Genomic DNA, 25,312 nt, shown 5'->3' on the forward strand with positions numbered 1-25,312 from the left:
CGGTCCCGTCCCCGCCGGAAGGAGAAGATCGTGTCCACCCGACTTCGCGCCGCCGCACTGGCTTCGGCCTCGGCGCTGCTGCTGACCGGTGCCGCCGGTGTCGCCGCCGCGCACGGCTCGGCCATCGACCCGCCGTCACGCAACTACGGTTGCTGGGACCGCTGGGGTGACGACTTCCAGAACCCAGCCATGGCCACCCAGGACCCGATGTGCTGGCAGGCCTGGCAGGCCAACACGAACGCGATGTGGAACTGGAACGGCCTTTACCGCGAGGGGGTGAAGGGCAACCACCAGGGCGCCATCCCGGACGGGCAGCTGTGCAGCGGCGGGCGCGCCGAAGGCGGCCGGTACAACGCGATGGACGCGGTCGGGAACTGGAAGGCGGCGGACAAGCCGAACAACTTCAAGGTCAACGTCTACGACCAGGCCCTGCACGGTGGCGACTACTACAAGGTCTACCTCACCAAGCAGGGCTTCAACCCGATCACGCAGCCACTGGGCTGGGGCAACCTGGAACTGGTGAAGGAGGTCGGCAAGACCGCGCCGGCCAGCAACACGCTGATCGACGTGAACGCGGGTTCGCGCTCCGGGCGCCACATCGTCTACACCATCTGGCAGGCCAGCCACTCCGACCAGTCGTACTACTTCTGCAGCGATGTGAACTTCACGGGCTGAGGGTGACCCCGGCGGCGCGCAGGTCCCCGAGGACGGGGTGCTCGCCGCCGGTCACCGGGTTCGCGTACGCGGTGGCGCCGAGCGGGACGGTGACCTGGTAACCCAGGCGCACCGCGTCCCGCGCGGTGGCCGCCACGCAGATGTCGGTGGCGATGCCCACGACGGTGACGGACCGCGCCCCGGTCCGGGCGAGCAGCCCGGCGAGCGGGCCGAGTCCGCCACCGCCGTGTCCCTCCTGCGGTTCGAGCACCGGGGCCAGCAGGAACCCGGAGAACCCGCCGCGCTTGCCGGGTCCCTTGTCCACCACCGTGCCCCGCACGTCCAGCCCGGGGTGCAGGGCGAGACGGCCTTCGGGATCGCCCTCGGGCAGGTCGATCGGGGCGTAGTCGCGGGTGTAGAACACCGGCGCGCCCCGATCGGCGGCTTCGGCCACGTACCGGTTGACCTCGGCCAGCACCCCGGGTCCCGCGGGCCCGACGAAGTCGACGAACAGGTTCTGCATGTCCACCACGATCACTGCTTCGCTCATACCGCGACGGTAGGAGCTCCAGCGCGGTGGAGGTCAATCCGCGAGTCGGTCCGGGATGGGCGCCAGCGGGTAGGTCCGCCAGAAGAAGGCGTCCGCGGCGTGCTGGTCCCCGGCGAAGTTGATCGCCTCGGCGATCTTGCGCCCCCGGATCCGGAACGCCAGCGCCCAGGTGATGTCCAGCCCGGCCGGCTGGGTGCTCCAGCCCCGGTGCAGGTCGACCACCCAGTCGCCGTCCGCGGCCAGGAAGATCGGCTGTGCCTGGAAACCCGCGCGGTTCAACTGGGTGAAGAAGGCCAGCACCTCGTCGATCCCGGTCTTGGTACCGGCGAGCGGGTGGTGGCCGGGGATGGTCCAGCGGATGTCCTCGGCGAAGAAGGTGCTCAGCTTCGCCAGGTCCCCGGCCCCGTAGGCGGCGTAGTAGTCCTGGATCAGCTTGACGTTCGGGTGCGTCCGGCTCGGCGCCGCGGTGGCGGTGCCGCCTGCCAGCAGCGAACCCGCCGCGGCCAGGCCCACACCACGCAGCACGTTCGCCCGGGAAATCTCGGTCATCGGTACTCCTGTCGATAGCGCACCCTTGAAGAAGACACCGGATCTTCACCCCGGTCCAAGACCTGTGCCCATAAGCTGAGCGCATAGCTCGAGCTGGAGGGACCAGGATTGGCCGGCGTAGACATCGACACCCGTGTCCTGCGGTACTTCCTCGCCGTGGCCGAGGACCTGAGCTTCACCCGCGCCGCCGAGCGGCTCTACGTCTCGCAACCCGCGCTGAGCAGGCAGATCCGCCAGCTGGAGGCCGACCTGCAGATCCTGCTGTTCGAGCGCACCAGCCGCGAAGTGCGGCTGACGCTGGCCGGTGAGGCGCTGCTGCCCTCGGCGCGGCGGCTCGTCGCGGACTGGCAGACGGCCCAGCGCACCGTGCGCAGCGTGGCCGCCGCCGAACTGCGGGTGCTGCGCCTCGGGTTCGAAGCCACCGGTGCGGGCCCGCTCAGCGCGAAGGCACGCACGCTGTTCACCGAGCGCCACCCCGACGTCACCGTCGAGCCCAAGCGGTTCGACTGGGGCGGCGAGGTGGCCGCCCTGCGCGAGGGCCTGGTCGACATCGCCTTCCTGTGGCTGCCCGCCGACACCACCGGCCTGCACGCGGAGATCGTCGCGGTGGAACCGCGCATGGTCGGCTTCGCCACCGGGCACCGCCTGGCCGCCCAGGAGACGGTGACCATCGGCGACCTGGCCGACGAACCGCTGATGTGGACCAGGAAGGCGCCCCGGCACTGGGTCGACTGGTGGGCGGTCAACCCGCGCCCGGACGGCTCGGAACCCCGGTGGGGCCCGGAGAACGACAACGTCGAGGAGATGCTGGAGAACGTGGCCGGGGGCGCGGCGGTGTGCATCGGCCCGCGCTCGATGGCCACCTACTACGCCCGCCCGGACCTCGGCTGGCGCCCGATCGTCGACGTCGAGCCGCTGCGGATAGCCTTCGCCTGGCCCGCGGCGAGCAACAACCCGCTGGTGGCCGATTTCGCGAAGGTGGTCAGGGAGCTGGCGGCCGCGCAAGCCTGAGCTGGGGCGTGCCCTGGAGCCCGTTCGCGAGGATGACGTCCCGGTAGAACTTCGCGCTCAGCTTCGGCACGCGTTCCTGGGTCGCGTAGTCCACGAACACCAGGCCGAAGCGCTTGCGGTACCCCTCGGCCCACTCGAAGTTGTCGAGCAGCGACCAGAGGAAGTATCCGCGCAGGTCCACACCGGCGGCGATGGCGTCGTGCGCGGCCCGCAGGTGCTCGTCCAGGTAGTCGATCCGGTCGTGGTCGAGCACCTGCCCACCGGTCGGCTCGTCCTCGTACGCGGCCCCGTTTTCGGTGATGTACAAGGGGATCGGCGGGTAGTCGCGGGCCAGCCGGGTGAGCACCCTGGTCAGCCCGGCGCCTTCGACGCTCCAGCCCATGCTCGTCCGCCGCTCGGTGTGCCGGAACCCGAGCCGGGTCAGGCCGAGGTGGGTCGAGGGCGGTTCCACCGGCGGCGCGTCCGGGGTGCCGTAGACGGTCTGCGGGGCGTAGTAGTTGACGCCGAGGAAGTCGATCGGCTGGTGGATCACGCCCAGATCGCCGTCGGCGACGAAACCGAACTTGGTGATGGGGCTCAGGTCCTCCACCACATCGGCCGGGTAGTGCCCGCGCAGCAACGGATCCAGGTACAGCCGGTTGTGCAGCCCGTCGACCCGGCGGGCGGCCTCGGTGTCGTCGGGGTGGCCGGTCGCCGCCGCGGTCGGCGCGAGGTTCAGCGTGATCCCGATTTCGGCGGGCCCGATCGACCGCATGGCCTCCAGTGCCAGCCCGTGCCCGAGCAGCAGGTGGTGCGTGGCGCGGATCGCGGCGGCCGGTTCGGTGCGGCCGGGGGCGTGCAGCCCGCTCGCGTAGCCGAGGAACGCCGAGCACCACGGTTCGTTCAGCGTGATGAACCGCTTGACCCGGTCGGCGAGGAAGTGGTGCACCCCGGCGGCGAAGTCGGCGAAGCGCAGCGCGGTGTCGCGGGCGGGCCAGCCACCGGAGTCCTCCACCGGCTGCGGCAGATCCCAATGGTACAGCGTCACCCACGGCTCGATGCCGCGATCGAGCAGGCCGTCCACGATCCGCGAGTAGAAGTCGATCCCGCGCTGGTTGAGCGGCCCGCGTCCGGCGTGCTGCAGGCGCGCCCAGGACACCGAGAACCGGTAGGCGCCGACGCCGAGCGCGTGGAGCAGCTGCAGGTCCTCGGGGTAGCGGTGGTAGTGGTCGCAGGCGACGTCGCCGTTGTCCCCGTCCGCCGTGCGTCCCGGCTGCGCGGCGAAGGTGTCCCAGATGGACGGTCCGCGTGCGCCGGGTGGCCCGGCGCCTTCGATCTGGTAGGCCGCGGTCGCGGTGCCCCAGACGAAGCCGGGCGGAAACCGGACCTGGTCGCTGCGTGCTGTGGCCATGGCGCGGCGTTCCTCCTTGGACGCGAGGGACAGCTGAACTGGTTCAGTGATCGGCGCTGACTACTGTGTCCCCTGTGCACAACGTAGGCAGCTGATTGCGTTCTAGTCAATGAAAGCGCTTGCTTACCCGGTTAAGTACGCGTTGCTAGACTCGCCGCAGCACGAGCGGGAGGTCTGCTTGAAACGTCCGACCATCGCCGACATCGCCAAGGCGGCCGGGGTGTCCAAGGGGGCGGTGTCCTACGCCCTGAACAACCGTCCGGGGGTCTCGGCCGCCACCCGCAGCCGGATCACCGGCATCGCCGCCGAACTGGGCTGGGCGCCGAGCACCGCCGCGCGGGCGCTGTCCGACGGCCGCGCCGGCGCGTTCGGCCTGGTGATCGACCGCCCGGCGGAAACGCTGGCCGCGGAGCCGTTCTTCATCCGGCTGATCGCGGGTATCCAGGACGAACTCGGCAGCGGCCCGGCCTCGCTGGTGCTGCAGGTGTCCCCGAACCACGACACCGAACTGGAGATCTACCGGCGCTGGCACGCCGAGCGCCGCGTCGACGGTGTGCTGATGATCGACCTGCGTGACGACGACGACCGGGTGGACGCGGTGGCGTCGATGGGCCTGCCCGCGGTGATCATCGGCGGCCCGCTCGGGCGTCCTGGCCTGCCGTGCGCGTGGATCGACGACGTGGCCGCGATCGACGAGGTGCTGGACTACCTGGCCGCGCTGGGGCACCGCCGGATCGTCCGGGTCGCCGGGCCGCGGGAGTTCATGCACACCCGTGTGCGGTCCGAGGCGTTCGAGCGGGCGGCGGAGCGGCTCGGCTTCGAGAGCGCGGAAGTCGTCTACACCGACTACTCGGACGAGGCGGGCGCGAGCGCCGCGCGCCGGGTGCTGGTGTCGCGGTGGCCGCCGACCGCGCTGGTCTTCGACAACGACGTGATGGCGGTGGCCGCGCTGGGTGTCGCCCACGAACTCGGCATCTCCGTGCCGGGAGACATCTCCTTGATCGCCTGGGACGATTCGGTGCTCTGCCGCCTGGTCCGCCCGGCATTGAGCGCGGTGCGGCGGCCGATCGCGGAGTTCGGTGCCTTGGCGGCTTCGCTGCTGCGGCGGGTCGTCGAGGGGGAGACGGTCGCGGACGAGAGCACCGCGCTGCCCATGCTCGTCACCCGTGCCAGCAGCGGCCCGGCTTAGCGCCCCCGGAGCCGGCGTACGCCCTCGAGCAATTCGCCGGGGTCGGCCGCGGCGGCGAAGCTGAGGCGCAGGTAGTCACCGGAGGGCTCGGCCGGGAAGTAGTCGCGACCGTGGCCGACCGCCACCCCGGCGGGCGGGGTGACCGGCCCGGGCAGCCGGACCCACAGGTGGAGCCCGCCGCGGGGGACCCGGTCGACCGTCCACTCCGGAATCTCGCGGTCCAGTGCGGTGGCCAGGGTGGCGCAGCGGTCCCGCAGCGCGGTGGACAGGGCACGCAGGTGCCGTTCCCAGGCCGGGTTGCTGAGCAGTTCGATCGCCGCCTCCTGGAGCGGGCGGGCGATGAAGAAGTCGTCGACCAGGCGCATCGCGCGAAGGCGCTCGGACACCGGCCCGCGGGCCACCAGCGCCCCGATCCGCAGGCTCGGCGAGGCCGGTTTCGTCAGCGAGGTCAGGTACACGACCGTGCCGTCGCGGTCGTCGGCGGCCAGCGGGCGCGGCATCGGAGCGCCGTGGCCGAGGTGGCGGGCGAAGTCGTCCTCGAGCACGAAGGCACCACCGGCGCGGGCCACCGCGACCACCTGCTCCCGCCGGTCGGCCGAGAGGACCGCGCCGGTCGGGTTGTGGAAGGTGGGCTGGCAGTACAGCAGCCGCGCGCCGGTCATCGCGAAGGCCTCGGCGAGCAGGTCCGGGCGGATCCCGTCGGCGTCCATCGGCACGGGGACCGGGCGCAGACCGGCCGCGCGGGCGGCGGCGAGCGCGCCGGGGTAGGTGGGGGATTCGACCAGCACCGGCGAACCCGGCGCGCCGATGGCCCGGAACGCCATCGCCAGCGCGCCCTGCCCGCCCCCGGTGATCAGCACGTCGTCCGGGCTCGCCCCGGCCATCCGCGCGAAGATCGCCCGCAGCGGTGCCAGGCCAGCGGTCGGTGCCCGGTGCCAGGCATCGGGCCGCCTGGCCGCCCTGGCGAGCGCGGCGCCGAGCGCTTTTCCTGGCCACAGCGAGGAATGCGGGTAACCGCCCGCCAGCGGGATCGCGTCCTCGGGTGGTGGACCGTGCAGGCCCGCCACCGAACCGGCCTCCACGCTCCGATCGCCGAGCGCCACCGACTGCCACGAGGTGTCCGGAGCCTCGTCCGCCCGCGCACGGCGTGGCGCGGCGAAGGTGCCGCTGCCGGGCCGCGTGACCACCACACCCTCGGCGGCGAGCCGCGCGATGGCCCTGGTGACCGTCACCGGGCTCACGCCGTGGCGCCGCACCAGTTCGCGGCTGCTCGGCAGCCGCTCGCCCGGGGATGACCCGGCGACCTCGGCCGCGAGGGTCGTCACCAACGCGTCAATACTGCTACTCTCGGACATGAAGCAACAGAGTAGCGCTTTCGCGCGTTCCGCAGAACCGTTCCTCGACATCGCCGCCCTGCGTGCCGACACCCCGGGCGCCGAATCGGTCATCCACTTCAACAACGCCGGGTGCGGGCTGCTCGCCCGGCCGGTGCTGCGAACCGTGGTCGACCACCTGAACCTGGAAGCGAACATCGGCGGCTACGAGGCGTCAGCGCGCAGAGCCGAGCAGGTACGCGACTTCCACGCCGCGGTCGGCGACCTGATCAACTGCGCCCCGGAGAACATCGCGTTCGCCGGCAGCGCCACGCACGCCTACACCAAGGCGCTCTCGGCCATCCCGTTCGAACGCGGCGACGTCATCCTCACCACGCGCAACGACTTCATCTCCAACCAGATCGCGTTCCTGTCGCTGCGCAAGCGGTTCGGCGTGGAGATCCTGCACGCGCCGGACCGGCCGGACGGCGGGGTGGACGTGGAGGTGATGGCCGCGCTGATGCGTTCCCGGCGGCCGCGCCTGGTGGCCGCCACCCACGTGCCGACCAATTCCGGCCTCGTGCAGCCGATCGCCGAGATCGGCCGCCACTGCCGCGAACTGGGCCTGCTCTACCTGGTCGACGCGTGCCAGTCGGTGGGCCAGTTCCCGATCGACGTCGAGGAGATCGGCTGCGACCTGCTGACCGCGACGTGCCGGAAGTTCCTGCGCGGGCCGCGCGGCTCCGGCTTCCTGTACGTCTCCGACCGCGTGCTGCGCGAAGGCTACGAGCCGATGTTCGTCGACATGCACGGTGCCCGGTGGACCGAACCACGCGCCTACCGGTTGCAGGACACCGCCGCCCGGTTCGAAGAGTGGGAATTCCCGTACGCCACGGTGCTGGGCTGTGCGGCGGCGGTCCGCTACGCGCTCGAAGTGGGTATCGAGCCGGTGTCCCGGCGGACTCCCGCGCTGGCGGCGGATTTGCGGGCCCGCCTCGGTGAACTGCCCGGTGTGCGGACCTTCGACCGCGGCCCGAACCCGGCCGCACTGGTCACGTTCGCGCCGTCCGGCGGACAACCGCAGGCGTTGAAGCGAGCCCTCGACGAGCGCGGGATCAATTCCGCGTTGAGCTTCCGCGAGTTCGCGCAGTTCGACTTCGGCGACAAGGACGTCGACTGGTGCCTGCGTCTGTCTCCGCACTACTACAACACCGAGGAAGAGGTGGACAGCGTGGTGGCAGTGGTGGCATCGATCGCCGAAATCATTCCAACGGCCCAGTGACACCGGCGGTCCCGGCTGACTACTGTCCGGAACACGTCTGGGAGCGCTCCCAAGGCGCCCTCCCGACGCTGTGAGGAGTTCCGGTGCGAAAACTGCTCGTGGCAGTGCTGCTCGTGTTCGCCGCCGTGGTGGTGCCGTCCGGATCGGCGCCACCACCGGCGGCCGCCGCCACCGCCGACTGGCTGCACACCGAAGGCAACCGGATCGTCGACGCCGACGGCGACGAGGTGTGGCTCACCGGCGCCAACTGGTTCGGCTTCAACGCCGGGGAACGGGTGTTCCACGGCCTGTGGAGCGCGAACATCGAGCAGGTCACCCGCTCGATGGCCGAACGCGGGATCAACCTGGTGCGCGTGCCGATCTCCACCCAGCTGCTGCTGGAGTGGAAGGCCGGGCAGGCTGGCCAGGCCGGCGCGGTCAACACCTACGTCAACCCCGAGCTGACCGGCAAGACCACGCTCGAGGTGTTCGACCACTTCCTGGCGCTGTGCGAGAAGTACGGCCTCAAGGTGATGCTCGACGTGCACAGCGCCGAGGCGGACAACTCCGGGCACGTGCAGCCGGTGTGGTGGAAGGGCTCGATCACCCCGGAGCTGTTCTACCAGGGCTGGGAATGGGTCACCGCGCGGTACCGCGGCGACGACACCATCATCGCGATGGACGTCAAGAACGAACCGCACGGCACCGCCTCGACCACGCCGCGGGCCAAGTGGGATAGCTCGACCGACCAGGACAACTTCAAGCACGCCTGCGAAACCGCGGGCAAGCGCATCCTGGCGATCAACCCGGACGTGCTGATCCTCTGCGAGGGCAACGAGATCTACCCGAAGGACGGCAAGAACTGGAGTTCGGTCACCGGCACCGACTACCACGGCACGTGGTGGGGCGGGAACCTGCGCGGGGCCAAGGACCACCCGGTGAACCTGGGTGCGAACCAGGACCAGCTGGTGTACTCGCCGCACGACTACGGGCCGCTGGTGTTCGAGCAGCCGTGGTTCAAGAAGGAGTTCGACAAGACCACGCTCACCGACGACGTGTGGCGGCCGAACTGGTTCTACCTCCACGAGAACGGCACCGCGCCCTTGCTGCTCGGCGAGTGGGGCGGACGGCTGGGCCAGGACGCGCGGCAGGACCGGTGGATGACCGCCCTGCGTGACCTGATCACCGAAAACGGCCTGCACCAGACGTTCTGGTGCCTGAACCCGAACTCCGGCGACACCGGCGGCCTGCTGCTCGACGACTGGAAGACCTGGGACGAGACCAAGTACGCGCTGCTCAAGCCCGCGCTCTGGCAGCACGGCGGCAAGTTCGTCAGCCTCGACCACGAGGTGCCGCTGGGTGGCGCGGGCAGTACCACCGGCATCAGCCTGGGGGAGCGCTATGGCGGCGGTGGCGGCACGGACACGGAAGCCCCGGGCGTGCCCGGCGCGGTGGTGAGCACCGCGACCGGCTCGGCGAGCGTCACGCTCGGCTGGGGCGCGGCCACGGACAACGTGGGCGTGCGCGAGTACGACATCTACCGCGGTGGCACCAAGGTGGGCAGTTCCCCGGGCACGTCGTTCACCGACAACGGTCTCGTGCCGAACACCGACTACACCTACACCGTGCGTGCCAGGGACGCGGCGGGCAACGTGTCCGCGCCTTCCGCACCACTGACCGTGCGCACTTCGGCGGCGCCACCGGGCAGCCTGCAGGTGCTCTACCGCGACAACGACGCCAGTCCGTCGGACAACGCCATCCGGCCGGGCCTCCAGGTGGTCAACACCGGACAGTCCGCAGTGGATCTCAAGGGCGTGTCGGTGCGCTACTACTTCACCCGTGACGGTTCCGGAGCGGTCTCGTCCTACTGCGACTGGGCCGCCACCGGCTGCGCGAACCTGAGCACCGCGGTGCACGCAGCCGCGCCCGTGCCCGGCGCCGACGCCTACCTCGAGGTCGGCTTCACCACCGGCACCCTCGCCCCCGGCCAGTCGACCGGGGAGATCCAGCTGCGGCTGGGCAAGAGCGACTGGTCGAACTTCGACGAGACGAATGACCACAGCCACGGCGCGGCGGCCGCCTACACCGCCGCGCCCCGAATTCCCGCCTACCTCGGCGGGACCCGGACCTGGGGAGTCGAGCCATGAGGTGGCTGCTCGCGGCGGCACTGCTGATCCTGTCCACGCTGTCCGGCCCCGCCGCGGCGGCACCGGAACCCGCGGCGGCCACCTGGCGCAACGTGGAGATCGCGGGTGGCGGGTTCGTGCCCGGCATCGTGTTCAGCCCCGCCGAGAAGAACCTGATCTACGCGCGCACCGACATCGGCGGCGCGTACCGGTGGAACCAGGCGGCCGGCCGCTGGATCCCGCTACTGGACTGGGTGGGCTGGGACAAGTGGGGGTACAACGGCGTGGTCAGCATCGCGCCGGATCCGAAGAACGCCAACCGCGTGTACGCCGCGGCCGGTATGTACACCAACAGCTGGGACCCGAACAACGGCGCGATCCTGCGTTCATCGGACCGCGGGGCCACCTGGCAGGTCAGCCCGCTGCCGTTCAAGCTCGGCGGCAACATGCCGGGCCGCGGCATGGGGGAGCGGCTCGCCGTCGACCCGAACGACGGGCGCGTGCTCTACCTCGGCGCGCCCAGCGGCAACGGCCTGTGGCGCAGCACGGATTCCGGGGTGAGCTGGGCGAAGGTGACCGCGTTCCCGAACCCGGGCAACTACGTGGAGGACCCGGCGGACCCGAACGGCTACGCCAGCGACAACCAGGGCGTGGTCTGGGTGACCTACGATTCGCGCTCGGGCACCGCGGGCAGCCCCAGCAAGACCGTCTACGTCGGCGTGGCCGACAAGGAGAACACGGTCTACCGCAGCACCGACGCGGGCGTGACCTGGCAGCGCCTCCCCGGTCAGCCGACCGGCTACCTGGCGCACAAGGGCGTGCTGGACGAAGCGGGCGGCTTCCTCTACCTGGCCACCAACGACAAGGGCGGCCCGTACGACGGCGGCAAGGGTGACGTGTGGAAGTTCGACACCGCCACCGGCGCCTGGACGCGGATCAGCCCGATCCCGTCGGACAGCGGGGACAACCACTTCGGCTACAGCGGGCTGAGCGTGGACCGGCAGCACCCCGGCACGCTGATGGTGGCCACGCAGATCTCGTGGTGGCCGGACATCATCATCTTCCGCAGCACCGACGGCGGCGCGACCTGGACCCGGATCTGGGACTGGGGCAACTACCCCGAGCGGACCCTGCGCTACGAGATGGACATCTCCGCCGCGCCCTGGCTCACCTTCGGCGCGAACCCGGCGCCGCCGGAGACCTCGCCCAAACTGGGCTGGATGACCGAGTCGCTGGAGATCGACCCGTTCGACTCGAACCGGATGATGTACGGCACGGGCGCGACGATCTACGGGACGAAGAACCTCACCGCCTGGGACAGCGGCGGGAAGATCCGCCTCGAACCCACGGCGGGCGGGCTCGAGGAGACCGCGGTGCTGGACCTGATCAGCCCGCCGTCCGGGCCGCCGCTGGTCAGCGGGCTCGGGGACATCGGCGGTTTCCGGCACGACGACCTGGCGAAGGTGCCGTCGAAGATGTTCACCGGCCCGGTGTTCACTTCGACCACCAGCCTGGACTACGCCGAGCTGTCCCCGGGCACCATGGTGCGCGCGGGCAACACCGACCAGTCGCCGCGCGTGGCGTTCTCCACCGATGGCGGCGCGAACTGGTGGGGCGCGACCGAACCGGGTGGGGTGACCGGCGGTGGCACGGTCGCCGCGGCGGCGAACGGCAGCCGGTTCGTCTGGAGCCCGCAGGGCGCGGCCGTGCACTTCTCGGTCGGCTTCGGCAACTCGTGGACGCCGTCGGCGGGCCTCCCGGCCGGTGCGGTGGTCGAGGCGGACCGGGTGAACCCGATGAAGTTCTATGGCCTGTCCTCAGGACGGCTCTACGTGAGCACCGACGGCGGCGCGAACTTCACCGCCGCCGCGACGGTGGACGCGGCGAAGTTCCACGCCGTCCCCGGCCGCGAGGGCGACCTGTGGCTCGCCGGCGCGGGCGGGCTGTTCCACTCGGCCGACTCCGGTGCCACGGTGACCAGGCTGTCCGGTGTGGACAAGGTAGTCAACATCGGCTTCGGCAAGGCGGCGCCCGGCAAGGCCTACCCGGCGCTGTACCTGGTGCGGGAGAACGGGTTCTACCGCTCGGACGACACCGGTGCCACCTGGGTGCGGATCAACGACGACGCACACCAGTACGGCAACGCCGGGGAAGCGGTGACCGGCGATCCGCGGATTTACGGCCGCGTGTACGTCGGCACGAACGGGCGCGGCATCGTCTACGCCGACACCGCCTGATATTTCGGTGGCCCCTGCCAGGCCCGGCCTGGCAGGGTGACCGCCGTGTTCCTTTGGCTGTTCGGCCCGCCCGCGGCGGGCAAGACCTCCGTGGCGCGGGAAATCGCGCGTTCGCACCCCGAGTTCGCGCACCTCGACACCGACCAGATCGGGCTCTGCTACCCGGCCCCGGACGACGATCAGGCGAATCACGGGGTGAAATCCGCCGGCCTGGCCGCGTTGTGGCCGAACTTCCGGGATGCCGGGGCACGCGGCCTGGTGGTCTCCGGGAACCTGCTCACGGCCGAGGACTTCGCCCGCTACCGCATCGACGGAACCCCGATCATCCTGTGCCGCCTGCGCGCCGATCCCGAGGTGCACAAGGCGCGGTTCCTGCGCCGGGGCCGGTTCACCGACCTGGTCGACCGGTGTCTGGAGGAAGCCGCCGCGCTGGACCGCACCGATTTCGCCGACTACACCGTCGACACCACGAATCTGTCCACGACGGACTCGGCCGCGCTGGTGCTGGAGCGGACGGGGTTCGCCCGATGACCGAGGTGATCTGGCTCTACGACCCCGCCGAGCGCGAACAGTCCGCCGAGGCATGGGCGATCTACCGCGACCTGTTCACCAACGGCACCAAGGCGGGCTACATCGACCTGCACGACATCGGCTGGAACGGCGACGAGCGGCTCGTCCGGCGCAATTTCGAAGCGCTGTGGCGGATCTACGCGGCGGCGGGTGCCCGGCACCTGGTCGTCTTCGGGGGAGCGGCCGACGGCGCGGTCGCCCGCGAGTACGCCGAACTGGTGCCGGGCGCGAAGCTCACCGTCCGCCGGGGCGGACGGTGAGCCACCGGGTCTACGCCCACGCGGCGGCGACCGCCCAGCTCACGTCCTGCGCGTAGGACGCCGGGTTGTCGTAGGTGTGCGCGCCTCCGCTGGAAGCGACCCACACCTCGTCCGCGTAGTGCCGGACGTTCGTGCCCAGTTCGTTGATCGACGCCAGCCGCACGGTTCCGGCACCACTGCCCGGCTGCGCGCAGAAGGTCGCGTCACGGTCGAAGATCTCGGTGCCGTCGTCGGCGCCCAGCCGCACCCGGAAGCCCGAGTGCCGCAGGTACTGACCAGGCAGGTTCCGCGACTCCAGCGAGTAGCAGGACGAATCGGCCAGTCCACGCCGGATCACGAACGTCGCGTCCGACTTCAGCAGGGCCGGACTGCCCGCGGTGACCACGTCCGTCCTCGCCAGGCTGTCCTGGTGGCGCAGGTACCGGTCGGTGAACCCGGGCGTGCTCACCTGGAACGACCGCGCCTGGTCCACCGGCAGATCGGCACCGCTGCGCCACAACGGGATCGTCGCCGCCCAGGTGGTGTCCGCGGCGAAGCTGGCGCCGCCGTCCCACGGGTTCGCCCCGTTCGCCCGCGCCAGGTAGACCAGCTCCTGGTGGTGGCGGATGAAGGCGCCCGGCTGGTTGTGCGACTCGAGCGCCGAGGCACCCTGTCCCGCGCGGACGCAGAACGTGGCGTCCCCGGCGAACCCGGCTGATCCGTCGTTCGCGTCGGTCCGGATGCGCGAGCCGGCGTGCCGCAGGTACCGGCCCGGGAAGTTGCGCGATTCGAACGACACGCACGACGAATTCGCCAGCCCCGGCCGCGTCCAGAAGGTGGCGTCCTGCTTCACCAGGTCGTTCGCGGGCACGTCGGTGCGGGCGAGGCTGTCCTGGTGGCGCAGGTACCGGTCGGTGAACCCCGGCGTGGTCACCCGCAGCGAAACCGGTTCGCCGCGTGGGATCGCGGTGCCGGCGGCCAGCGCGAGCACCTGCTGGTTGACCTCCCGCACCCGGGACTCGGTCATCTTCAGCACCTGGCGGTCGTAGGTGTAGAAGCCGTTGATCTCGTTCTCCACGTCGTACGGCTCGGTGTAGACCGACGCGGACAGCCCGCGGGTCTGCACGAACCGGCCGACCTCACGGGTGATCTCGGTGTACCGGTTGGTCAGCGAGGTCTCGTCGGGGAACAGGTCCCCGTAGGCGAATCCCGCGCCCGGCTGCCACTCGTGCCCGGCGATCCGCCTGCCGAGCCCGCCGTACTCACCGAGCACCGCGACGCGGCTCGCCGTGGGCAGGCGGGTGCCCGACGACATCTGGTACGCGTGGTCGTCGAGCACGTCCCCGTTGGCGGGTTCGGGATCCGAGACGCAGCAGTTCGAACCCGAGTTGTGGTTGATCAGCCGGGTGTTGTCGTGCGAGCGCACGAGGTCGACGATGCGCCCGTTGTCGTACTCGCCCCAGCCCTCGTTGAACGGCACCCACTGCACGATCGAGGTGATGCCCTTGAGCTGGTCGACGATCCGCCGCAGTTCGGCCTCGAAGTTGACGTGGCTGACCGCCGAGGTGTCGTCCACCGCGTCCAGCGACGGCATGTCCTGCCAGACCATCAGGCCCAGCCGGTCGGCGTGGTGGAACCAGCGCGCCGGCTCCACCTTGATGTGCTTGCGCACCATGTTGAAACCGAGCGCCTTCTGGCGTTCGAGGTCGAAGCGCAGCGCGGCGTCGGTCGGGGCGGTGTAGATGCCGTCGGGCCAGTAACCCTGGTCGAGGGTGCCGAGCTGGAAGACGAACTTGCCGTTCAGCAGTGGCCGCATCACGCCGCCGACCATCGCCTTGCCCAGTGACCGCATGCCGAAGTAGCCGGTGACCGCGTCCCCGCTGCCGGGCAGCGTGACGCGCAGGTCGTAGAGGAACGGGTCGTCCGGTGACCACAGCCGCGCGTTCGGCACCGGGATCCGCAGGTGCGAGCCGACCGCGCCGGTCGCCGTGCCGACCACCTGGCCGCCGCTGAGCACCTCGGCACGAGCCTGCTGACCGGCCGTTCCCTGCACCACCAGGTCGAGCACACCGGCGGGTACGTCGGGGGTGGTGTCCAGCCGGGTGATGTGCGCGGTGGTGACCGGTTCCAGCCAGACCGTCTGCCAGATGCCCGAGGAAGCGGTGTAGAAGATGCCGCTGGGATCGCGCCGCTGCTTGCCGATCGGGAAGCGGTTGCCGTCGATGGGGGAGTGCACGCCGACGATGATCTCGTTGGGCCCGGCCCGCAGCGCGCCGGTGATGTCGAAGGAGAAGGCGTCGTAGCCGCCGGTGTGCGTGCCGATCTGGGTGCCGTTCACCCACACCCGGGTTTCCCAGGTGACCGCACCGAAGTTGAGCTTGACCCGCCGGCCGTTCCAAGTGGACGGTACGGTGAAGTCGCGCCGGTAGAACATGGTGTCCTCGTGGCGTTTGATGCCGGACAACGCGGACTCGATCGGGTAGGGCACGAGCACGCCTTCGGGCAGGGTCTGCCCGATCGGCGGGGAGTTCAGGTTCGGCGCGCCGGCGAACTCCCAGACACCGTTGAGGTTGAGCCAGTCCGACCGCACCAGCTGCGGCCGCGGGTACTCCGGCAGGGCGTTCGTGGGGGAGACCTGCGAGGTCCACGGGGTGTTCAGCGGAGCCGGTTTGGGCTGCCAGGTCGCGGCCGAGGCGGCCGGGGTGGCCACCACCAGCCCGGCCAGCACGAGCAGCGCGACGAGCAGTGCGTGAGGTCTGCCTTTACCACGTTCTTCGAGACGCTGTAGTGACATTCGGGACCTCCGGGGATTCGGTGGGGACCTATCCGGTGGTGCTCTCCCTGATCCGCAGGGAAAACGGGATGCGCACGTCCTCCGGCGGGGCCGACGCGCCGCCGGTGCCACGGCGGTGGATCAGCTCGACCGCGGCGCGCGCGAGCGCGGTCTTGTCGGGCGCGATGGTGGTGAGCGAGGGCAGGCTGTAGGCGCTCTGCTCGGTGTTGTCGAAACCGGCGACGGCGATGTCGCCGGGCACCGAGCGGCCGCGTTCGAAGGCGGCGCGGACCGCGCCGAGGGCGAGCATGTCGTTGAAGCAGAACACTGCGTCCGGTGGGTCGGGCAGGTCGAGCAGCCGTGCCATGGCTTCGGCACCGTCGCGCTGGTGGTAGCGCGTGGCGGGCGCGATCAGCTCGGGTGCTTCCGGCAGGCCCGCTTCGCCGAGCGCGTCCCGGTACCCCGCCAGACGCTGCGCGGCCGTGCCGCGGCGCGGGTGCTGGCCGATGACGGCGATGCGCGTGCGGCCGAGCCCGGCCAGGTGCCCGACCGCGGTGCGGGCCGCGAGCACGTTGTCGATCCCGGCGTGGTCCATCGGCACGTCGAGGCGGTGTTCCCCGAGCAGGACCATCGGGATCGTGGCGGGATCGGTGAGGTCGCCGGGTTCCAGCGCCTCCGGGCTGATGATCGCGCCGTCCACCAGGTGCGGGCCGAGCGAGGCGAGGGTGTCGCGCTCGCTCTCGCGGGCGCCCTGGGTCTCCTCGATGAGGACGTTCCAGCCGCGTTCGCGGGCCGCGGTGATGATGGCGCCGGCGAGTTCCCCGAAGTACGGGATGCTCAGTTCGGGCACGACCAGTGCGAGGAAGCCGGTGCGCCCGCGCCTCAGGTTCCGCGCGCCGAGGTTGGGGCGGTACCCGGTGGCCGCGAGCGCGTCCTCCACCCGGCGGCGGTTCTCCGGTTTGACGAAGTCGTAGCCGTTGACCACGTTCGAGACGGTCTTCACCGAGACCCCGGCGAGCACCGCGACATCCCGCAGAGTTGCCACCTCGACCCCTTCGCCGCCGGATCGCTCAGCGTAGTCCTTTTACAACGTTGTGCCAACGATGTAAAAGCAGATTGCGGGAGCTTGACAGTATGCTGTTGTTTCGCCAGGCGGCTGCGGTTAGGCTGCCGACATGATCCTCCGCGTTTGGCATGGCTGGGCGGCCGGTGAGCAGGCCGCCGCGTACGAAGAACTGCTCAACACCACCATCGCGCCGGGCATCCTGCGGCGCGGCATCCCCGGGCTGCGCGAGCTGGACGTGCTGCGCGGTGCGTCCGATGTGGACGAAACCGAGTTCGTCACCCTGATGGTCTTCGACGACTGGGCCGCCGTCCGCGAGTTCGCCGGCGACGACCTCGCCGGTTCGGTGGTGCCGCCCGCCGCCCGCGCGTTGCTGTCCCGGTTCGACGAGCACTCACAGCACTTCGAGCTGATCCACCGGCACCGGGCGGACGACTCATCCCGGTGTGCGTAGGGAATCCAGCAGGGTTCGGAGGGTTTCCCTGGCCTGGTGCAGTTCTCCGGCGCTGACACCCGCGCGGTCCAGCAAGCGCTCGCGGGCGTTGTCGGACCGGGCGAACAGTCGCTCGAGCGTGGCGCGGCCGTCTTCGGTCAGCGCGATCAGCGGTGAACGCGCGTGGTCCGGATTGGACAGTGCCTCGGCCTGCCCGGCGTCGAGCAGGTCGGTCACCACGCGCTGCACGCTCTGCGGCGTCAGCCCGAGGCGGCGTGCCGCGCTCGGCACCGTGCGCGGCCCGTCGGAAAGCACGCTGAGCACGTGCCAGCGTGCCGCGGTCTGCCCGGCTTCACGGGCGATGTCCTCACTGGTGCGCCGGGAGATCCCGGCCAGTTCGTACACGTCGGCGATGAGCAGCCGGTACTCTTCCAGTGCGTCGGTCACCCCGCCAGCATAGGGCCGTCACGCCAGCCTGCTGCTGATCTGCTGCACCGCCCAGCCGTTGCCGTCCGGTTCGCTGAAGAAAAAGAAGCCGACGTTGTCCAGTTCCTCGCCCTCGCGGTAGGGGTGCAGCCCGCCGTCCCGGCCGTACACCTGGATCGGGCTGACCGCCGCCCCGAGCCCGGCGGCGTCACCTGCACCACCCGCGTGCCGCCCTGATCGGTGTCGAAGTCGACGCCGAAGCCGAGCCGCTCGCCGTAGAACTCCTTGGCGCGGTCGACGTCGGCGACCGGCAGGCAGATCACTTCGATGGTTCAGTTCACCGGACACTCCCTTCGGCGGTCGCCCTCCAGCCTTCGCGGGCGCTGGGGAATTCCGGCGCCCAGCCGGTGGTCTGGCGGAACTTCGCGTTGCGCACGCGGATCGACCGGGTCAGCGAGGTGAGCCGGTCACCGAGCAGCAGCGCGGCCCGCCCCGGCCCGTGGATCCAGGCCCGGGTGCCCGCCGCTTCGGCCAGTGCGTCGGCGTACTCGCGTTTGGTCAGCGGCTCGTCGTCGACTACGTTGTAGGTGCCCGCGGGCGCGTCCAGCGCGGCGGAGACCGCCCGGCCCGCGTCCGCCATGTGGATCGAGGAGACGTAACCATCGGCGGCGCCGAGTCGCACGGCGATGTGGTGGCGCGCCTGGGCGAGCAGCTGCTCGGAGTGCTCGGCGCCCGGACCGTAGAACCAGCCGAACCGCAGCACGACGCCGACGCCGCCGGATTCGGTGAACCGGTGGGCGCTGTGCTCGGCGGCGATGTTCGAGCGGGCCAGCGGGTAGTGGTCGATCGGGTGGTCCTCGTCGATCCAGTGCGCGCCGTGGTCGCGGTAGAGCATGCTCACCGACTCCTGGACCAGCCGGCCGACCCCCGCCTTGAGCGCTGCATCGGCGACCGCCGCCGAACCCTCGGTCCGCACGCGGGCGCAGTCGGCCCACGCCTTGCGGCTGAGGAACCGGCTCATCGGCGGAATGGCCGAGGCCAGGTTGGCCACCGCGTCGTGCCCGGCGAAGGCGCCGGCCAGCGCCGCCCGGTCGAACAGCGAAACCGGGACGGCTTCGGCCCCCTGCGCGGTGAGGGCCGCCGCCTTCTCCGGCGTCCGCGCCAGCGCGCTCACCTCGTGCCCGGCGCGGAGCAACACGGGCACCGCGTGCCCGCCGATCGCGCCGGTCGCTCCCGTGACGAAGACCCGCATGCGCCCCGACCCTAGCGCCCTCAGCCGAGCAGGTCCGCCATTTCGTCCCGTGCCTGGATGACGATGTCGCGCATGGCGCGCTCGGCCCGGTCGGGCTCGCCGCGGTCGACCGCGAGCGCGACTTCCTGGTGCAGCGCCACGGCCTCCGGCTGCGGCTCCGGCGGCATCAGGCCGTGCCCGGTCCGGCCGGTGAGCACCTCGGCCACCACCGCGGCGAGCTGGGCGAACATCGGGTTGCCCGAGGCGGTCAGCAGCAGGTCGTGGAAGGTGATGTCGTGGCCGAGGAAGGTCCCGAGGTCACGCGCCTTCGCCGTGCTCGCCAGCCGGGAGCCGAGCGCGCGCAACTGGCCACGCTGTTCCGGGGTGGCGCGCAGCGCGGCGAACCGGGCCGCGCTCGGCTCGATCGCGGACCGCAGTTCGGTCAGCGTCCGCAGCGCCGCCTGCCGCCCCGGGCCGTCGAGCTGCCAGCGGATCACCCGCGGGTCGTAGTGGTTCCACTCGCTGTGGTCCCGCACGGTGACCCCGACCCGCCGCTTGCTGGTGGTGAGCCGCATGGTCTCCAGCGCGCGCACCACCTCGCGCGCGACCGTGCGCGACGCGCCGTAGCGCACCTGCAGTTCCTCCAGGCGTAGCACCGAACCGGGGGGTAGTTCACCGCCGGCGATCGCGGTGCCCAGCTCGTCCAGCATCTTCGAGTGCACCCCGTCGGCCATGTGGCGACCGTACCGCACTGACTCGATTAAGTAGTACTTGTCTCTTGATTAAGTAGTACCTATTGGGTCTACTCTCTGCCGCGGACAAGGAGGTCACCGAAATGGCGGTCATCGTGGTGATGGGCGTGGCGGGAGCGGGCAAGAGCACCGTGGGCGCCGCGCTGGCCGAGCGCTTCGGCGTCGAGTACGCCGAGGCGGACGCGTTCCACCCGGCGTCGAACATCGAGAAGATGGCCTCGGGCGTCCCGCTCACCGACGCCGACCGGTGGCCGTGGCTCAAAGCCATCGCGGGCTGGGTGCGCGACCACGCCGCCACCGGGGGCGTGGTCACCTGCTCGGCGCTGAAGCACGAGTACCGGGACGTGCTCCGCGGCGGCGGCGACGTCTGGTTCCTGCACCTCGACGGCGCCCGCGAACTGCTCGCCGCCCGGATCGGCGGCCGCTCGGGGCACTTCATGCCTCCGTCCTTACTGGACTCCCAGCTGGCCGACCTCGGTCCGCTGCGCGCGGGCGAGCGAGGCCGCACCCTGGACATCGGTGCCCCGCCGGAAGAACTCGTGGAAGCCGCGTTCACCGCCTATCGGAAGGACCACCCGTGAACACACTCGCCGCGGCCGCAGGGGGCCACGACTTCCGCCTGCTCGGGGCCACCGTGCTGGCGATCGCGCTGATCGTCGTGCTGATCACCAAGCTGAAGCTGCACCCGTTCCTCGCGCTGATCCTGTCCTCCGGCGTGCTCGGCCTGGTCGCGGGCATGCCGGTGGACAAGCTGATCAAGAGCTTCAGCAACGGGGTCGGCTCGACGGTGGCCTCGGTCGGCGTGCTGATCGCGCTCGGCGCGATGCTCGGCAAGCTGCTCGCCGACTCCGGCGGGGCCGAGCAGATCGTGGACACCATCATCTCGCGGTCGGGGCCGAAACTGCTGCCGTGGGCGATGGCGCTGGTGGCCGCGCTGATCGGGCTGCCGATGTTCTTCGAGATCGGCCTGGTCATGCTGATCCCGGTGGTGCTGCTGGTCTCGCGGCGCAGCGGGCAGCCGCTGCTGCTGCTCGGCATCCCGGCGCTGGCCGGGCTGTCGGTGCTGCACGGCCTGGTGCCGCCGCACCCCGGTCCGCTCGCCGCGGCCGGGGCGCTGAACGCCAACGTCGGCATCACGCTGGCCTTCGGTGTGCTGATCGCGATCCCGACGGTGATCATCGCCGGGCCGCTGTTCGGCAGGCTGGCCGCGCGGCTGGTGCCGGACGCGCAGGCACCCGAGCACCTGATCCCGGAGTCGGTGGGGGACACCGAGCAGAACACCCGGCGTCCCAGCTTCTTCGCCACCGTGGGCACCGTGCTGCTGCCGGTGGTGCTGATGATGGGCAAGGCGCTCGCGGACATCCTGCTGGACAAGGAGAACCAGCTCCGGCGGGTGCTCGACTTCATCGGCGACCCGCTGGTCGCGCTGCTGGCCGCGGTCCTGGTCGGCATGCTCACCCTCGGGCGCGCCGCCGGGTTCACCCGCGGCCGGATGTCGGGCACGCTGGCCGATTCGCTCGGGCCGATCGCCGGCATCCTGCTGATCGTCGGCGCCGGTGGCGGGTTCAAGCAGACGCTGGTGGACGCGGGCGTGGGTGACGTGATCACCGAACTGGCCACCGGGGCGAACTTCTCACCGCTGCTGCTGGGCTGGCTGGTCGCGGTCGCGATCCGCCTGGCGACCGGCTCGGCCACCGTGGCGACGGTCTCGGCGGCCGGTATCGTCGCGCCGCTCGCGGCCACTTTGGACCCGGCGCACAGCGCCCTGCTGGTGCTCGCCATCGGCGCGGGCTCGCTGTTCTTCTCGCACGTCAACGACGCCGGGTTCTGGCTGGTGAAGGAGTACTTCGGCATGTCGGTCGGGCAGACGGTGAAGAGCTGGTCGATCATGGAGACGGTGATCTCGGTGGTGGCGATCGTGCTGATCCTGCCGCTAGGCGCCCTGCTGTAGCCACAGTCCGAACCCCACACTCACGCACCCGAACCCCACGTTCGCGGACGAGTCCCACACTCGGGTAGCCGAGTCCCACTTCAGGCATCCGAGTTCGACGTTCAGGCACCCGAACTCCACGTTCAGGTAGCCGAACTCCACGTTCAGACTGCTGAGTCCCACACTCGGGCAGCCGGGTTCGACCTTCGGGCAGGCGAGTCCCGTGCCTCCCGAACGCAGAACTCGGCTGCCTGAACGCAGGACTCAGCTACCCGAACGTGGGATTCGGATGCCTGAACGTGGGGTTCGGCTGCTCGAACGTGGGACTCGTGGACGTGAACGTGGGGTTCGGCTGCTTGAGCGTGGAGTTCGGGTGCGTGAGCGTGGGGTTCGGGTGTTTGAGTGGGGGACTCGCGTATGAGCGGGGAGGGTCAGAGGGGGATTTCTTCCAGGACTTCGGTGGCCAGGGTGGAGGCGGTTTCGGAGTACCGGTTGGCCAGCCGGTGGAAGAGTTGCTCGGCGCGGATGGCGGGCCAGTCGGGTGCCAGGTGTTCGGCGGGCAGGTGGGGGTCCTGCCGGACCAGTTGCAGCCAGTCGGTGTGCAGGACCAACTGCCGCGCCAGGTCGTCCGGGAACGAGGGCAGGGGAGCGGCGGGTTCCCACCGGCTGAGGAAGGCGCGGTACCGCGTCGCGATGGCGTCGACGTCGAAGGCGCGGTGGACCAGGTCGGCCGACTCGGTGGGCTTCGCGTGCTGGGCGGTGAACACGTTGACGTTGTCCGCCAGGTGCAGGCCGTCGACGATCGAGGCGGCGTCCTTGGTGCCCGGCGCGATCCACAGGCCGTTCTGCAGCGGCCCGAACCCGGCCCACACCAGGCGTGAGCGCAGGTCGTGCCGGTCGCCGCGGCGGGTGTCGGGCAGGGAAAAGCCGACCAGGGTCCAGTTGCCGTCCCAGTCGCGGTTGACCGCGCCGGTCTGCCAGATGCGCCTGCTGCCGTCCTCCAGCACCCCGGCCGCGCGGCTGGTCAGTCCGAAGTAGACCCGGCGGCCCCGGCGGTGGCGGGTGAGCAGGCCGCGCTTGACCATCCGCGTCAGCGTCGAGCGGACCGCCTCCTCCGAGATGCCCACCCGCCCGAAAACGGCGATCACGCTGCCCGAGTAGACGGCGGTGCCCCGGCCCATCACGTGCAGGCCCAGGAAGCTGAACATCAGTGACTGCGGCCGGGCCGAGTAGCTCAGCGCGGAGTCACCGGGATCACTTGCCGTCACGGCCCCAGCGTAGACGTCGATCATTGTTGGGCACAATCTTGACGCCCGTCACGAGCGCGACCTATGTTGGAGCGCGATCCGCAGGGAGGCCATGGTGAACCTCGGCGAACTCGTCGCCATCGACGTGCACACGCACGCCGAAATCTCGAAGGACGGCCACCCGTCGCTGAGCCCGGAGCTGCTCGGTGCCTCCGCCGACTACTTCAAGGCACACGGCCACCGCCAGCCCACGATCGCCGAAATGGCCGCCTACTACCGCGAACGCCGGATGGCCGCGGTGGTGTTCACCGTGGACGCCGAGCACGCCACCGGCCACCCGCGGATCGCCAACGAAGAGGTCGCGCAGAGCTGCGCCGAACACGCCGACGTGCTCATCCCGTTCGCCAGCATCGATCCGTGGAAGGGCCGGGCCGGGGTGCGGGAGGCGCGCCGGCTGGTGGCCGAGCACGGCGTGCGCGGGTTCAAGTTCCACCCCAGCATCCAGGGTTTCGCGCCGAACGACCCGATGGCCTACCCGCTGTACGAGGCGATCGAGGAACTCGGCGTGCCCGCGTTGTTCCACACCGGGCAGACCGGCATCGGCGCCGGTGTGCCCGGCGGGGGCGGCATCCGCCTGAAGTACTCGAACCCGATGCTGGTCGACGACGTGGCGGTGGACTTCCCGGAGCTGCGGATCATCCTCGCGCACCCGTCGTTCCCCTGGCAGGACGAGGCGCTCGCGGTGGCCACGCACAAACCGTTCGTCTACATCGACCTGTCCGGCTGGTCGCCGAAGTACTTCCCGCCGCAGCTGGTGCGCTACGCCAACTCGCTGCTCAAGGACAAGGTGCTCTTCGGCTCGGACTACCCGGTGATCACCCCGGACCGCTGGCTCGCCGACTTCGAAAAGCTGGACATCAAGCCCGAAGTCCGCCCGCGGATCCTCAAGGACAACGCGGCGAAGCTGCTCGGGCTCGCCGGAGACGACCCAGACCCAGACGGCAAGAGGTAGCACCCCCGACGACGAGGGAGTTCCGCCATGTCCGAGAGCCCGGCCGCGCCGACCCCACCGCACGATCCCGTCCAGCTCCGGCGCGCGGTCGCGTCGAGCTTCCTCGGCAGTGTGATCGAGTACTACGACTTCCTGCTCTACGCCACGGCCTCGGCGGTGGTGTTCGACAAGGTCTTCTTCTCCTCGCTCGAGCCGTTCGCGGCCACCATCGCCAGCCTCGGCACCTTCGCCACCGGTTACCTGGCGCGCCCGCTGGGCGGGGTGCTGTTCGGGCACTTCGGCGACCTGCTCGGCCGCAAGCGGATGCTGCTGCTGACCATGACGCTGATGGGCGTGGCGAGCTTCCTGATCGGGGTGCTGCCGACCTACGCGCAGGCCGGCGCGCTCGCCCCGATCGGGCTGGTGCTGCTGCGGGTGATCCAGGGGATCTCGGTCGGCGGTGAGTGGGGTGGCGCGGTGCTGATGTCGGCCGAGCACGCGCGCAGCAGGCGCGGGCTGTGGGCCAGCTTCACCAACGCCGGCGCGCCGTGCGGCATGGTGCTCTCCACCGCCGCGCTGAGCGGCACCGGGGCGATCGTCGGCCAGGAGGCGTTCCTCGCCTGGGGCTGGCGGATCCCGTTCCTGCTCAGCATCGCGCTGCTCGCGGTCGGCCTGTTCGTCCGGCTGAAGGTCGAGGAAACGCCGGTGTTCCAGGCGGTGCGCGACGACGGCCGCAAGCGCGTCCCGGTGCTCGACGTGTTCCGCGAGTACCCGCGCGTGCTCGCGCTCAGCGTGGGCGTCGGCCTGGCCGCGTTCGTCGCGCAGTCGACGCTGACCACGTTCGTGGTGGCTTACGGCGTGCAGGAAGGCCATGCGCGGCAGAGCGTGCTGAACGCGCTGACCATCTCGTCGGCCTGCGCGGTGGTGGGCATCCTCGGCTGGTCGGCGGCGTCGGACCGGTTCGGCAGGCGGCCGATCGTGCTGGCGGGCGCGCTGGCCATGGCGGTCTACGGCTTCCTGCTGTTCCCCTTGGTGGCCGCCGGGAACGGCGCGCTGCTGATCCTCGCGCTGGTGATCGGGCAGGCGGTGATCCACCCGATGATGTACGGCCCGCTGGCCGCGTTGTACACCGAACTGTTCAGCACCGAGAACCGCTACACCGGGGCCTCGCTGGGCTACCAGCTCGCCGGGCTCGGCGCCGGGTTCGCGCCGCTGCTGTTCGCCGAACTGCGCCGCGGCCCCGGGACGGCGGCGATCTCGTGGATCATCGCGGGGTTCTGCGTGCTCACCGTGGTGTGCGTGCTGGCGCTGAAGGAGACCAGCCGCCAGGATCTGAGCGGGGGCGCGGTGCCGGAGCCCGCCTCCTGAGGCGGGAGG

General features: G+C 70.8%; 24 protein-coding genes and 1 pseudogene. 13 read left to right on the forward strand and 12 right to left on the reverse strand.

Annotated features, from left to right (window positions below; all coding sequences use genetic code 11):
• Window positions 1–30: 30 nt before the first annotated feature.
• The gene (locus L3Q67_RS29755; RefSeq protein ID WP_499184738.1) at window positions 31–675 is read left to right on the forward strand and encodes a lytic polysaccharide monooxygenase auxiliary activity family 9 protein; all 645 of its coding nucleotides are present in this window, start codon (window positions 31–33) and stop codon (window positions 673–675) included.
• Here L3Q67_RS29755 and L3Q67_RS29760 read toward each other — a convergent pair.
• Both L3Q67_RS29760 and L3Q67_RS29765 read right to left on the reverse strand, forming a co-directional pair.
• Window positions 665–1,204 carry a cysteine hydrolase family protein gene (locus L3Q67_RS29760; protein ID WP_499184739.1) on the reverse strand — a complete coding sequence of 180 codons (540 nt, stop codon included), beginning with the start codon at window positions 1,202–1,204 and terminating at the stop codon, window positions 665–667. The genes L3Q67_RS29755 and L3Q67_RS29760 overlap by 11 nt on opposite strands.
• 33 nt (window positions 1,205–1,237) lie before the next feature.
• Window positions 1,238–1,753, reverse strand: coding sequence for a nuclear transport factor 2 family protein (locus L3Q67_RS29765; RefSeq protein WP_499184740.1), 516 nt, complete (start codon window positions 1,751–1,753; stop codon window positions 1,238–1,240).
• Window positions 1,754–1,861: 108 nt separating this feature from the next.
• Here L3Q67_RS29765 and L3Q67_RS29770 point away from each other — a divergent pair, with 108 nt between their 5' ends.
• On the forward strand, window positions 1,862–2,764 hold the full coding sequence (locus L3Q67_RS29770; RefSeq protein ID WP_499184741.1) for a LysR family transcriptional regulator: 903 nt from the start codon (window positions 1,862–1,864) through the stop codon (window positions 2,762–2,764).
• Here L3Q67_RS29770 and L3Q67_RS29775 read toward each other — a convergent pair.
• On the reverse strand, window positions 2,736–4,154 hold the full coding sequence (locus L3Q67_RS29775) for a glycoside hydrolase family protein (protein WP_499184742.1): 1,419 nt from the start codon (window positions 4,152–4,154) through the stop codon (window positions 2,736–2,738). The two genes, L3Q67_RS29770 and L3Q67_RS29775, sit on opposite strands and share 29 nt — an antisense overlap.
• A gap of 178 nt (window positions 4,155–4,332) precedes the next feature.
• Between L3Q67_RS29775 and L3Q67_RS29780 the strand changes: the two genes are divergently transcribed.
• Window positions 4,333–5,343, forward strand: coding sequence for a LacI family DNA-binding transcriptional regulator (locus L3Q67_RS29780; protein ID WP_499184743.1), 1,011 nt, complete (start codon window positions 4,333–4,335; stop codon window positions 5,341–5,343).
• Here the strand turns inward: L3Q67_RS29780 and L3Q67_RS29785 are convergent.
• Window positions 5,340–6,668: an aminotransferase-like domain-containing protein gene (locus L3Q67_RS29785; RefSeq protein WP_499184744.1), complete on the reverse strand. Its 1,329-nt coding sequence runs from the start codon at window positions 6,666–6,668 to the stop codon at window positions 5,340–5,342. The two genes, L3Q67_RS29780 and L3Q67_RS29785, sit on opposite strands and share 4 nt — an antisense overlap.
• A 28-nt stretch (window positions 6,669–6,696) precedes the next feature.
• Between L3Q67_RS29785 and L3Q67_RS29790 the strand changes: the two genes are divergently transcribed.
• From L3Q67_RS29790 to L3Q67_RS29810, 5 genes are all read left to right on the forward strand, one after another.
• Window positions 6,697–7,938 (forward strand): aminotransferase class V-fold PLP-dependent enzyme, encoded by a 1,242-nt coding sequence (locus L3Q67_RS29790; RefSeq protein WP_499184745.1) that lies wholly within the window; start codon window positions 6,697–6,699, stop codon window positions 7,936–7,938.
• An 83-nt stretch (window positions 7,939–8,021) separates the two neighbouring features.
• Complete coding sequence (locus tag L3Q67_RS29795; protein WP_499184746.1) at window positions 8,022–10,064, forward strand: cellulase family glycosylhydrolase; 2,043 nt, start codon at window positions 8,022–8,024, stop codon at window positions 10,062–10,064.
• Window positions 10,061–12,280 carry a beta propeller repeat protein gene (locus tag L3Q67_RS29800; RefSeq protein WP_499184747.1) on the forward strand — a complete coding sequence of 740 codons (2,220 nt, stop codon included), beginning with the start codon at window positions 10,061–10,063 and terminating at the stop codon, window positions 12,278–12,280. The genes L3Q67_RS29795 and L3Q67_RS29800 overlap by 4 nt, the downstream gene beginning before the upstream one ends.
• Window positions 12,281–12,325: 45 nt before the next feature.
• Complete coding sequence (locus tag L3Q67_RS29805) at window positions 12,326–12,811, forward strand: ATP-binding protein (RefSeq protein ID WP_499184748.1); 486 nt, start codon at window positions 12,326–12,328, stop codon at window positions 12,809–12,811.
• Entirely contained in the window at window positions 12,808–13,110 is a 303-nt protein-coding gene (locus L3Q67_RS29810) for a hypothetical protein (RefSeq protein WP_499184749.1), read from the forward strand. The genes L3Q67_RS29805 and L3Q67_RS29810 overlap by 4 nt, the downstream gene beginning before the upstream one ends.
• 10 nt (window positions 13,111–13,120) lie before the next feature.
• Here L3Q67_RS29810 and L3Q67_RS29815 read toward each other — a convergent pair whose 3' ends face one another.
• Window positions 13,121–15,883 (reverse strand): AbfB domain-containing protein, encoded by a 2,763-nt coding sequence (locus L3Q67_RS29815; protein WP_499184750.1) that lies wholly within the window; start codon window positions 15,881–15,883, stop codon window positions 13,121–13,123.
• Between the two features lie 28 nt (window positions 15,884–15,911).
• A complete protein-coding gene (locus L3Q67_RS29820) occupies window positions 15,912–16,907 on the reverse strand; it encodes a LacI family DNA-binding transcriptional regulator (RefSeq protein WP_499184751.1) in 996 nt (331 codons plus the stop codon).
• 130 nt (window positions 16,908–17,037) lie between these two features.
• On the opposite strand from L3Q67_RS29820, the gene L3Q67_RS29825 reads away from it, so the two are divergent.
• Window positions 17,038–17,379, forward strand: coding sequence for an antibiotic biosynthesis monooxygenase family protein (locus tag L3Q67_RS29825; protein ID WP_499184752.1), 342 nt, complete (start codon window positions 17,038–17,040; stop codon window positions 17,377–17,379).
• Here the strand turns inward: L3Q67_RS29825 and L3Q67_RS29830 are convergent.
• The 5 genes and pseudogenes from L3Q67_RS29830 to L3Q67_RS29850 all read right to left on the reverse strand — a co-directional run bounded on the left by L3Q67_RS29830 (window position 17,362) and on the right by L3Q67_RS29850 (window position 19,725).
• Window positions 17,362–17,805: a MarR family winged helix-turn-helix transcriptional regulator gene (locus tag L3Q67_RS29830; protein WP_499184753.1), complete on the reverse strand. Its 444-nt coding sequence runs from the start codon at window positions 17,803–17,805 to the stop codon at window positions 17,362–17,364. The genes L3Q67_RS29825 and L3Q67_RS29830 overlap by 18 nt on opposite strands.
• Window positions 17,806–17,823: 18 nt before the next feature.
• The gene (locus L3Q67_RS29835) at window positions 17,824–17,955 is read right to left on the reverse strand and encodes a hypothetical protein (RefSeq protein WP_499191800.1); all 132 of its coding nucleotides are present in this window, start codon (window positions 17,953–17,955) and stop codon (window positions 17,824–17,826) included.
• 71 nt (window positions 17,956–18,026) lie between these two features.
• Window positions 18,027–18,107, reverse strand: a pseudogene (locus tag L3Q67_RS29840) (glyoxalase); the annotation flags it as partial.
• A gap of 14 nt (window positions 18,108–18,121) precedes the next feature.
• Window positions 18,122–19,036: an NAD-dependent epimerase/dehydratase family protein gene (locus tag L3Q67_RS29845; RefSeq protein WP_499184754.1), complete on the reverse strand. Its 915-nt coding sequence runs from the start codon at window positions 19,034–19,036 to the stop codon at window positions 18,122–18,124.
• A 20-nt stretch (window positions 19,037–19,056) separates the two neighbouring features.
• On the reverse strand, window positions 19,057–19,725 hold the full coding sequence (locus tag L3Q67_RS29850) for a FadR/GntR family transcriptional regulator (RefSeq protein ID WP_499191675.1): 669 nt from the start codon (window positions 19,723–19,725) through the stop codon (window positions 19,057–19,059).
• 125 nt (window positions 19,726–19,850) lie between these two features.
• On the opposite strand from L3Q67_RS29850, the gene L3Q67_RS29855 reads away from it, so the two are divergent.
• Window positions 19,851–20,348 carry a gluconokinase gene (locus L3Q67_RS29855; RefSeq protein WP_499184755.1) on the forward strand — a complete coding sequence of 166 codons (498 nt, stop codon included), beginning with the start codon at window positions 19,851–19,853 and terminating at the stop codon, window positions 20,346–20,348.
• Window positions 20,345–21,718, forward strand: coding sequence for a GntP family permease (locus tag L3Q67_RS29860; RefSeq protein WP_499184756.1), 1,374 nt, complete (start codon window positions 20,345–20,347; stop codon window positions 21,716–21,718). Before L3Q67_RS29855 ends, L3Q67_RS29860 begins: the two co-directional genes overlap by 4 nt.
• A gap of 410 nt (window positions 21,719–22,128) precedes the next feature.
• On the opposite strand, the gene L3Q67_RS29865 is transcribed toward L3Q67_RS29860, so the two are convergent.
• Window positions 22,129–22,965: a PaaX family transcriptional regulator gene (locus L3Q67_RS29865; protein ID WP_499184757.1), complete on the reverse strand. Its 837-nt coding sequence runs from the start codon at window positions 22,963–22,965 to the stop codon at window positions 22,129–22,131.
• 94 nt (window positions 22,966–23,059) lie between these two features.
• On the opposite strand from L3Q67_RS29865, the gene L3Q67_RS29870 reads away from it, so the two are divergent.
• Complete coding sequence (locus L3Q67_RS29870) at window positions 23,060–23,956, forward strand: amidohydrolase family protein (RefSeq protein WP_499184758.1); 897 nt, start codon at window positions 23,060–23,062, stop codon at window positions 23,954–23,956.
• Window positions 23,957–23,983: 27 nt separating this feature from the next.
• On the forward strand, window positions 23,984–25,303 hold the full coding sequence (locus L3Q67_RS29875; RefSeq protein WP_499184759.1) for an MFS transporter: 1,320 nt from the start codon (window positions 23,984–23,986) through the stop codon (window positions 25,301–25,303).
• The last annotated feature ends 9 nt before the right edge of the window (window positions 25,304–25,312 follow it).

This window comes from Saccharothrix sp. AJ9571, assembly GCF_021725495.1.
GTDB lineage: Bacteria > Actinomycetota > Actinomycetes > Mycobacteriales > Pseudonocardiaceae > Amycolatopsis > Amycolatopsis magusensis.